Origin of the sequence: Nocardia sp., assembly GCF_025465275.1 — a bacterium.
Classification (GTDB): Bacteria; Actinomycetota; Actinomycetes; order Mycobacteriales; family Mycobacteriaceae; genus Nocardia.
Genome location: NZ_JAODNK010000139.1, coordinates 1 through 9970 on the forward strand (window position 1 = coordinate 1; position 9970 = coordinate 9970).

9 protein-coding genes and 1 pseudogene are annotated in these 9970 nt (G+C 64.6%); 3 read left to right on the plus strand and 7 right to left on the minus strand.

What is annotated here, in order from left to right; all coding sequences use genetic code 11:
- Positions 1–161, minus strand: a pseudogene (locus JWN03_RS30440) (3-ketosteroid-9-alpha-hydroxylase); the annotation flags it as partial.
- Positions 162–343: 182 nt separating this feature from the next.
- Entirely contained in the window at positions 344–904 is a 561-nt protein-coding gene (locus tag JWN03_RS30445; protein ID WP_297622222.1) for a hypothetical protein, read from the minus strand.
- A 53-nt stretch (positions 905–957) separates the two neighbouring features.
- Here JWN03_RS30445 and JWN03_RS30450 point away from each other — a divergent pair, with 53 nt between their 5' ends.
- Complete coding sequence (locus JWN03_RS30450) at positions 958–1479, plus strand: hypothetical protein (RefSeq protein ID WP_297622223.1); 522 nt, start codon at positions 958–960, stop codon at positions 1477–1479.
- A 210-nt stretch (positions 1480–1689) separates the two neighbouring features.
- A complete protein-coding gene (locus JWN03_RS30455) occupies positions 1690–1974 on the plus strand; it encodes a hypothetical protein (RefSeq protein ID WP_297622224.1) in 285 nt (94 codons plus the stop codon).
- Positions 1975–1981: 7 nt separating this feature from the next.
- Here the strand turns inward: JWN03_RS30455 and JWN03_RS30460 are convergent, their stop codons facing one another.
- Positions 1982–2806, minus strand: a complete 825-nt coding sequence (locus tag JWN03_RS30460; protein ID WP_297622225.1) for an enoyl-CoA hydratase/isomerase family protein — start codon at positions 2804–2806, stop codon at positions 1982–1984.
- Between the two features lie 65 nt (positions 2807–2871).
- Here JWN03_RS30460 and JWN03_RS30465 point away from each other — a divergent pair, with 65 nt between their 5' ends.
- Entirely contained in the window at positions 2872–3498 is a 627-nt protein-coding gene (locus JWN03_RS30465) for a TetR/AcrR family transcriptional regulator (protein ID WP_297622226.1), read from the plus strand.
- A gap of 58 nt (positions 3499–3556) precedes the next feature.
- Here JWN03_RS30465 and JWN03_RS30470 read toward each other — a convergent pair whose 3' ends face one another.
- The 4 genes from JWN03_RS30470 to JWN03_RS30485 form a co-directional block, all read right to left on the minus strand.
- On the minus strand, positions 3557–4750 hold the full coding sequence (locus JWN03_RS30470; RefSeq protein WP_297622227.1) for a Fic family protein: 1194 nt from the start codon (positions 4748–4750) through the stop codon (positions 3557–3559).
- A gap of 152 nt (positions 4751–4902) precedes the next feature.
- A complete protein-coding gene (gene speD / locus JWN03_RS30475; RefSeq protein ID WP_297622228.1) occupies positions 4903–6120 on the minus strand; it encodes an adenosylmethionine decarboxylase in 1218 nt (405 codons plus the stop codon).
- Positions 6121–6128: 8 nt separating this feature from the next.
- Complete coding sequence (locus JWN03_RS30480) at positions 6129–7244, minus strand: type III PLP-dependent enzyme (protein ID WP_297622229.1); 1116 nt, start codon at positions 7242–7244, stop codon at positions 6129–6131.
- A 182-nt stretch (positions 7245–7426) separates the two neighbouring features.
- Positions 7427–9937 (minus strand): DEAD/DEAH box helicase, encoded by a 2511-nt coding sequence (locus tag JWN03_RS30485; RefSeq protein WP_297622231.1) that lies wholly within the window; start codon positions 9935–9937, stop codon positions 7427–7429.
- Positions 9938–9970: the final 33 nt, after the last annotated feature.

The window sequence follows — 9970 nt, forward strand, 5'->3', positions numbered from 1 at the left end:
ACGACCAGCTTGGTACCGAAAGCATTGACGGCGTGCGGCTTGCCGTCACGGAAGGTGCTGGCGAGACCCAGGCAATGCCAGCCCCGGGCGTAGCGGGTGGGCGCCGCGCCCACGTCGATCTCGCGAATCTTCGCGCTGGGGCCCGATGGGGTTGTCGACATGGTGATCCTCCCTTTTGGCGTACCGGAACACGTTACAAAAGTGGGAGAAATCGCGCCAGTCGAAGGGCTCAGGAATCAGCAAAGAGACTTGTAGGACAGGTTAATTCCAGAATTGACAATCTCGCTCATTGGAACTAGAACGCGTTTCAATCCTGGCATGGTTCGCCGTAGCCGGTGCTGAGCTAGGGCACCCAGAGATACCACTCCACCCACGGGCTCTGGATCGGCGCGGTGTTCGCGAAGAGCTTGGCCAGGCCCATGCCCACCCAAAGGTCCACGGTCACAGTGTCACCCGCCCAGGTGCCCCCGGTGTGCACGTACACATCCTGGGACCGCCCGCCCGCCGAGCCCAGCCATCCCAGGGACACATGGTTGCCGCACGGCCCGTTCAGATACCCCAGCGGCGTCACGTGCGCCAGCAGATGGCCGGGCATGCGCGGCGTGGCCTCCAGCACGATATTGATCATTCCGGCGCAGAAATTCGCATCGCCGAAGGTGAAGAGCGTGGTCCCGAACGGAGCCCACTGCGGCAGCGGATCCGCCTGCGCCGGCGTCGCCCCGACTCCGCACACCAGCGCCCCGATCCCTGCCGATGCCAAGACCCCCGCCATCCATCGCCGCACCCTCATCAGCCGATGTCCTTCCCGCGTAATGAAACTCGCGGCCGTACCACCCGATCCAGCCATACGGCCCCGGACGGACTCCGACGACATCGCAGCGGTGCGCAGCAGGAGTCGTTCCATTACCCAGAGTATCGACCCGCCTCATTCAGGGGGGACGAACTAGCGTTGCGTTCGTGATTGTCACCGCACATCCGATCGTCGATGCCGTAATCGGCCGATACCGCACGCAATTGGATCCTGAGCTCGATGCCTACCGCAATCATGTGCTGCGGTGCGTCAACTATCAGCAGGAACTGCTGGCGGTCGAGGCGCTGCCGGATACTGCTGCGCTGGCCTGGGCGGTGCACGACCTGGGACTCTGGACGGCGAACACCATCGACTATCTGGAGCCTTCGGTCGCGCTGGCCGACGAGCTCGCGGGCGGCTTCGGGGTTACCGATATTGCCGCAGTGCACAAGATGATTCGAGAACATCATCGACTTCGGTCGGCGGGGGACAGGCTCACCGAAACCTTCCGGATCGCGGACCGCATCGACGTCAGCCGCGGGCTGTTGCGCGGACCGGTGAGCAGGGCGACGGTGCAGGCGGTTGTCGCCGAACTGCCGTACGCGGGCTTCCATCAGACACTGCTCCGGCGCGGCACCCCCTACGCGCTGCGGCACCCGGCCAGGCCGTTGCCGATGTTTCGCTGGTAGCGGTGGCATCGATGTGCGCTGCCGTGATGACCTTGATCGGTTGTCGCACAAGGTGATCGACGCGTCGATCAGCTTGACCGTGGTGTCCGGCGAGCGGAATCTGAGCGGAATTGCGAAGGAGCATGCCGTGACTGACAGCCATCAGCCTTTCTTCGATCAACTCGATTGGTTCGACGCGCAGCACTGTGCGCGATTGGACGATGAGCTGACGTGGGCCCGCGCGCACTGCCCGGTGGTCTGGACACCACGCGCGGGGCACTGGCATACATCGCGAAGTTCTTCTCCGAGGAGCCTGGACTGGAAGCTCTTCTGCGCGAACCGGATTGGTCGAAACGGGATCTGGACGAGCTACTGCGGTTCACCTCGACGGTAAGCGTCACGAACTTCCGGCCGGTCCCGGACGCGGTCGTCCGCTCGGCGGTCGGTATCAGCGCCGGGGCGCCCGAAGAACTCCATCTGACGTTCGATCGAGTAGGTGCCTCGAGCGCGCGGTAGTGCTGGATCATGCGGTGGCATCGGCCTGGAATCGGGAGAGCCAGGCTGCGGCGGAAGCGTGGAAGTCGGGGTGGGCGAACAGCTCTGCCTGTGCCGTCGCCTCGACCTCGTCGATCACTGTGGTCAGATCGGCATTCGAGGAGCGCCGGACGGTCTGCTTCAAGGAGCGGATGGCGTGGCCGGGAGCGGTCACCATGGCCTCCGCCAGGCTCATGGCCGCTGCCATCACATCGTCGGCAACGGCGGATATCAGGCCGAGCCGGAGCGCTTCAGTGCTGTCCACCGTTCGCCCGGTGGCCAGGAGTTCGAGGGCTCGGGCCTGGCCGATCGTGTCGGGCAGGGTGCGGGAGAGACCGTAGTCGGGGCCGAGTCCCATGCGCACGAAGGTGGCGCAGAAGCTGGCGGACGGATCGGCGATGCGGATATCACAACCCATGGCCAGCCCCCAGCCCGCGCCGACCGCCGGGCCGTTGACTGCGGCAATCGTCAACTGCGGCAGCCGATTCAATGCCACGTACGGCCGCGCGACCCAGCGCATCCAGTCGACCATCGGGTCCAGCCGCAACTGCGTCCCCTCGGCGCCGATGCCCGCACCGAGGGCGGTCAGGTCGGCGCCGGAGCTGAAACCGCGCCCCGCGCCGGTCACGATCACCACGGAAACCGTTGCCTCCGTTGCCAGTTGCGTGAAGGTCGTCGCCATCTCGGCGGCTAGCGCGTCATTGATCGAATTGAGCGACCTCGGGCGGTTCAGCGTCACCACCGCCACTCCCGGAACGGGGTGATCGAGGGATACGAGAGGGCTATCGGCAGCGGCACGGGCATCTTCGCTCATGACCGATACGGTAACTAAAGTTACGTTACTAATGCAATGTAAGTTTGTGGCGTATTGTTTTCGAGGTGACCGGCGACGCGACGACAGCTATCCGCCCGCAGCGGCGCACCCAGCAGCAACGCCGGGACGAGACCCGCGCGGCGCTGCTCGACGCGACCATCGACTGCCTGGCCGAATCCGGCTATGCCAACCTGACTTTGGCGCAGGTGAGTGAGCGGGCCGGGCTGTCGGTCGGCGCGCACCTGCATCACTTCCGCACTCGCAACACCCTGGTTGCCGCCGCCATCGCCCGCCTGGCCGAGCGCCGCCAAGCCGAACTACGCGACCAATTCGAGAACAGCACCGACATCGAGGAATTACTCGACGCGGTCTGGGATCTGCACACCGGCGCGCTCTACCACGCCGCCCTCGACCTCTGGGCCGCCGCGCGCACCGACGCCGAACTGCGCGAACTACTCCTCGACGTCGAACACGACATCGACACCGAGATCGCCGAACAAGTCCGCAAACTGGCCGCCGAAATCACCGACCGCCCCGACCTACCCCAGCTCATGATGTTCGCCCTGGCCACCGCCCGCGGCCTCGCCATGCGCGACTGCCTGCACCCCGACCGCGACCGCGACCGCGAATGGGCCAGCGCCCGCAGCTACCTCAAAGCCGCCTTGATCGTCGACCCTGCCGGTCAGCGCTAGCGCCCTGTGTGGAAGCGGAATCCGGCTGCGTCCTTGGTGATTCGGCTCAGCAGCAGCGTCATCGCAGATGATCAGTGGTGCGCCTGCCGATCGCGGCGCTCAGTGCGTCGAGCTCGGCCAGCACATCGGTAGCGGCCCAGATGCGATTGCGCTGGCTCTCGGACAACACCTCGAGGATGCCGGACTCGGTGAGCTTGCCCAGCGCGCGGTAGGTGCTGGCATCGCCGGTTCCGGTGAGGCGTTGTGCGGTGTCCGCGTTGAAGATTGGAGTGTCGAGCAGGACCGAGAGGAGTGTCTCGTCGGCTGACTTCGCACGCGGTCGGACGATCTCCCGCCAGCGTGCGGGGAGATCGGCGAGTGCTCGGGCCGATTCTTGTGCTGCCTCACTCGCGTGGACAGTACCGATGGATAGGTACTCGACGAACTCGTCGACCTGACCGTCGCGATAACCATCGAGGAGCGTGAAGTATCGGCTGGTATCCGCGAGCATGACAGACGCCAGCGGCACGGTTACTCGCCGGGTGAGGCCGCGGCGACGCAGTACAGCACTGATAAGTGCGCGGCCGATGCGGCCATTTCCGTCGGTGAAGGGATGGATCGATTCGAACTGGGCGTGCGCGATGGCGGCCTGCGCGAGGATCGGCAGATCGGTGCGGTTTGTGAAGGCCAGTAGGTCATTCATCAACTCGGGCACCAATTCTGGTGGCGGAGGTACGTAGCTTGCATCGATCGGCGTGTAATCACTGCCGCCGATCCAGTTCTGCACATCGCGCAACCGACCCGAATCGCGTGCCGCGTAGTAATCCGGTGCCATCAGCAATCCGTGCGCTGTCAGCAGGCCGTCCAGGGTAAGTGGCCCGGTTCCAGCGGCCTCGACCATCGCGATGAGCGCCTGGACAGCTGCCAGCTGTGACTTGGCATCGTCGCTGGCCTTACCTCCCGCGACGGCCTTGCCGAACGCTCGCCAGCCGGCGTCGACCTGCTCGATCTTCGAAGAGGCGACCGATTCACTGCGCAATAGAAAGTCTGCCAGCGGGGCAAGTTGCGCCCCGAACTCGGCCTCCAATCGAGCGACCGCGATCAACGCCGCCTCATGATTGCGACCGACGCTGCCGATCGGGTCGTAGTCGAGGTCTGCGATTCGTGGCGGGAGCGAAACCGAGATGCGGCCGAGAGTGCGGTCGGCCCGCGAGCCCTGTCGTTGGCGCGGATTCCAGCTGCGCTCCTCGATCGGATGCGACGGCCAGCTCATGCCCCTCCTCGCAGCGGTAAGTGAGACTTACTGTGGATTTAGCTTGGGTTGACTATATCAACCTAAGCTAAAAGAGGCTCTATTCTCGGTTACGCAAACAAGTGTGCCCGCACAGATCGGGATCTGTGCGGGCACACTGTGGAGCGGTTGGGCTAGCCGACCGTTGCGCCGACGCGCAGGGCATGCGGCTCGATGGCGCCGCGGATCAGGGCCTGCTCGTCGATGGTCTCCGCCTTGTAGGGGAGGGTCGAGAGGGTCGCGGTCATCTTGGCTACCGGGTCTTCGATCTTCTTGGTGACACCGAAGATGAAGGTCCACTCGTGCTCGTCGCTGACGTACGGGACGACAGTCTCGAACAGATTGTGGAAGCGGGACCAGGAGCGCTTGAGAGTTTCGTTGCGCCACATGGTCTGACAGCCGGCCTGCGCTGCCATCACGCCGCCGTCGGACAGCAGCGCCTTACATCGATTGAGGAAGTCGTCCTCGTACAGGCGGTTGTGCTGGGCATCCTCGACGCGCTCGTCCGGCAGATCGATGATGATCATGTCGTAGCGCACGCCCGCGGCCTCGGCCTTGGCCAGGAAGTCCCAGCCGTCGGCGTAATGCATCTTGATCGGGCCGGTCTGTGCGACCGCCTCCGCCAGATCGGCCTGGCTGTAGCCGTAGGGGAGGTGCTCGGCGCACAGCTCCACCTCCAGCTGATCGATATCGACGTGATCGACGAGTGAAGCGCCCGCGGCCACCGACATCTGCGAAGCCACGCCCTCACCGGAACCGATGATGAGCACCTTCTCCAGCTTCTCGGCCAGCGCGTACCCGGGGACCAGCATGGCCTCGTGGTAGGTGAGCTGCGAGAACTCGGTGGACTGGCGATCCTCGTCGGAGAACAGGGACAGGCCCTGCTCGGTGCGCGCGATGATCATGTGCTGGTACGGGGTGTTCGTATCGACCACGACCTCGGACATGTTCCACACCCGGGTCAGACCGTCACCGACCGGCTCATGGATCCGGCGGGCGCTGTGGCCGCGCTGGATGACCTCCATATTCACCGACTTCGGCGCCAGCTCCTGCTGCAGCAGCTCGACCGCCTTGGTGGCGCCGGCGCCGATACTGCCGCAGGTGAATACGTCGACGAAGATGTCGCCCGATTCGGGATAGGTATGGATCGAGGCGTGTGACTCGGCCAGTAGAGCCAGGATGGTGACACCCTGCGGCTCGAACTGCTTGCGCACGACATCACAGATGGTCACCCCCGCGGCGACCAACGATTTTCGAAGTGCGGCTTCGAGTCGTTCGAGGTCGTCGCAGAGGGCCGCGTCGACACCACCGAACTCGGCCAGCACATGCCAGCCGGTGAATTCTGCCGTCATGGCTAAACTCACTCTCGCTCAGCGCCAGTGACATGAACAGTCAAAGGCGGAAAACCGTTGAAGGACACCGACGAATAGCTCGCCGTATAGGCGCCGGTCTCGAGGATCCGAACAGGATCACCGGCTCGCAACGTGGTCGGAAGAAGGACCCGCGTGCGCTGATACAGTACATCGTCGCCGTCACATGTTGGACCGGCGACCACCGCTTCGTCCATCGAATCACTGTCGCGATCGGTCTGGAAACGGTAAGCGATGTATTCGTTCTCGGTTTCGGCCATGCCGTTGTAGCGGCCGATATCGAGGTATATCCAGCGCCGCCCGTCCGGCGCTTGGCGAACATTCACCACCTCGGCGTGAATCACACCGGTGTTACCCACAAGGGCGCGACCGGGTTCCACGATGAGTGCGGTGTGTTCCGGGAGATGGCGGGCCGCAGCCGAGGCGATGACCGCGCCCAGCTCGTCCACGCCGGGGGCCGCGTCGGCATATGAAATCGGTAGTCCCCCACCGATATTCACCGTCGACACGGCAATGTCCTTGACCGCCAGCGCTTCCGCGATGGACCCGGCCTGTTCGATACCGATCTGCCACGCGATGGGATCGAGTTGCTGCGAACCCACGTGGAAGTACGGTCCGCCGACCTTCAGGCCGAGATCGTGCGCACGCACCAGTAGCTGCACGGCTTCGCCGGGGGCACAACCGAACTTGACACCGAACGGCGTCTGCGATTGCGGCGCCGAAGCCAGGAACCGGACCTCGACTTCGGAGCCCGGCGCATGCTCGGCAATGCGTTCCAGGTCGCCCTCGGAGTCGGAGGCGAAGCGGCGCACCCCGGCCGCGTACGCGGCGGCGATATGGGAGGCCTTCTTGATCGGATTGCCGTAGCACATGACGGCCGGATCAACCCCCTGCGCGAGGCACAGTTCGATTTCACCGACGCTGGCGACGTCGAACTCGGCGCCTTCGTCATGGAGTAGCCGGATGATCTCCGGTAGGGGACTCGCCTTGACGGCGAAGCGAATTCGCGCTGCGGGTAGCGCGGCATGCAGGGCGCGGTAGTTCACGCGCACCAGGTTCAGGTCGATGACGAGACAAGGTGACTCGGCCGGGTTTGAGACGGTCAATCTAAGGGAACTCCCCACTGTTCGGGTCGCATGAAACGGCCTCGGGCAACAGCCAGCGAGAATAGCAGCGGTTGGGCCTGGAAAACGAACCGGCGAAGGTTCGATTACGTCACCTTAACGCCGCGGGCCCGCCGTCGACGGGCCCGCAACCTTACGAGAGTGTGACCGCCGCAGTGTGAACGTCAGCCCGCCACGACCGTGACTTCGTCGAACACCACTTCACCCGCGGCATCGGATTCGGCCAGATCAACGACCGCGTCGATGGACCAGCCGTGGTCGCCGGCCGGATCGTCGAGAACCTGGCGCACATGCCAGAACTCGCCCCGCTGCTCGACCTGGAACAGCTTCGGGCCGCGGGCGTTCGGGCCGGTGCGAATCTCCTGGTACTCGTCGAAGTAGGGCTCGAGTTCGGTCTCCCAATCCAGCTCGTCACCGAACTCCTCCAGCGCGTCCCAGCGTTGCAGCGCAGCCAGATCGACGCGGCGGAACAGGGCATTGCGGATGAGCACCCGGAAGGCGCGCTCATTGGCCGAGATGGGCCGGACGGTCTCCGCACCGAAGGCGACCTGTTCGGTATCGGTCTCGGCGCCCGGATTAGTGAGTTGCTCCCATTCGTCCAGCAGGCTCGAATCGACCTGGCGGATGAGCTCGCCCAGCCATTCGGTGATGTCGTCGAGCTCCTCGGTGCGCGCCTGCTCCGGCACGGTCCGCCGCAGTGCCCGATACGCGTCCGCGAGATAGCGCAGCACCACGCCCTCCGAGCGTGCCAGCTCGTACTGTGAGACCAGTTCGGCGAAGGTGAGCTGCCGCTCGACCATCTCCCGCACCACCGACTTGGGGGAGGGCTCGAACTCGGAAATCCACGGATGACCGGCCTTGTAGGTCTCGTAGGCCGGGTAGATGAGCTCCTCGCCGAGCGGTTTGGGCCAGGTGACTTCCTCGAGGAGTTCCATGCGCTCCTCGTATTCGATCCCATCGGCCTTCATCTCCGCGATCGCTACGCCACGCGCCTTGTGCTGCTGCGCCATGAGCAACTGCCGCGGATCTTCGAGGGTCGATTCGATGAGCGAGATCACATCCACCGTGTAGGTGGGCGACTCCTTGTCGAGCAGTTCGAAGGCCGCGAGCGCGAACGGTGACAGCGGCTGATCGAGCGCGAAATCGCGCTGTAGATCCACCATGAGCCGGGCATGCCTGCCGTACTCGTCGGGCTCGTCGAGCTGCTGCACGACCCCGGCAGCACGCAGTGCGCGATAGAGCTTGATGGCCTTCAGAATGTGCTTGCGCTGGGCCGCGCGCGGTTCGTGGTTGTCCTCCAGCAGATGCCGCATGGCGTAGAAGCAATTGCCTTTGCGCGCAATCACATTCAGCAGCATGGCATTGGTCACATTGAACCGGGACACCATCGGCTCGGGCGACGCCGCGATGAGCCGGTCGAAGGTCTCCTCCGACCAGGACACGAAACCCTCTGGCGGCTTGGTCTTCTGAACCTTCTTGAGCTTCTTCGGATCGTCTCCGGCCCGGGCTATGCGACGGGCGTTCTCCACCTCGTGCTCGGGCGCCTGCACCCAGACCGTGCCCATGCTGTCGAACCCGGCGCGGCCCGCGCGGCCTGAAATCTGATGGAACTCACGGGCATTGAGGCGGCGCGTTCGCACACCGTCGTACTTGGTGAGCCCGGTGAACAGCACGGTGCGAATGGGCACATTGATGCCGACGCCGAGAGTGTCGGTGCCGCACACCACTTTCAGCAGCCCGTCCTGCGCCAGCTTCTCCACCAGTCGCCGGTACTTGGGCAGCATGCCCGCGTGGTGCACGCCGATACCGTGCCGGATGAACTTCGACAGCGTCTTGCCGAATCCGGTGGCGAAGCGGAACTCGCCGAGCGCCTGGGCAATAGCGTCCTTCTCCGCCTTGGACGCGAAGTTCACGCTCATCAGCGCCTGCGCCCGCTCCATGGCCGACGCCTGCGTGAAGTGCACGACATAGACCGGGGCGAGGCTGGTGGTCACCAGGTCTTCGAGCGTTTCGGTAATGGGCGTCTTCACATACGAAAAGCTCAGCGGCACCGGTCGTTCCGCGCCGGAGACAATGGCGGTATCGCGTCCGGTGCGGCGCTGCAGATCCTCGCCGAAGAACTCCATCTCGCCGAGAGTGGCCGACATGAGCAGGAATTGGACGCCGGGCAGTTCGATGAGCGGCACCTGCCACGCCCAGCCGCGATCCGGATCGGCGTAGTAGTGGAACTCGTCCATGACGACCTGGCCGACATTGGCACTGGAACCCTCGCGCAGCGCCAGATTGGCCAGGATCTCGGCCGTAGCGCAGATGATCGGCGCATCCGGATTCACCGCCGCATCACCGGTCACCATGCCGACCTTGTCCGCACCGAACACCTCGCACAGCGCGAAGAACTTCTCGCTGACGAGCGCCTTGATCGGCGCGGTGTAGAAGCTGCGCTGCCCGCGATTGAGCGCCGCATAGTGCGCGCCGATCGCGACGAGCGACTTACCGGAGCCGGTGGGCGTCGCCAGAATGACATTCGCGCCGGTGAACAGCTCGAGCAGCGCTTCTTCCTGCGCCGGATACAGCGTCAGACCCTGCGACCCGGTCCAGTCGGAGAAGGTTTCGTACAGCCAGTCCGGGTCCACATCGGGCACGGCTTGGTCGGGAACGAGTTCGGATAGCTGCACGGGTGACTACGTTACTGGGCGGTCTGCCCGACT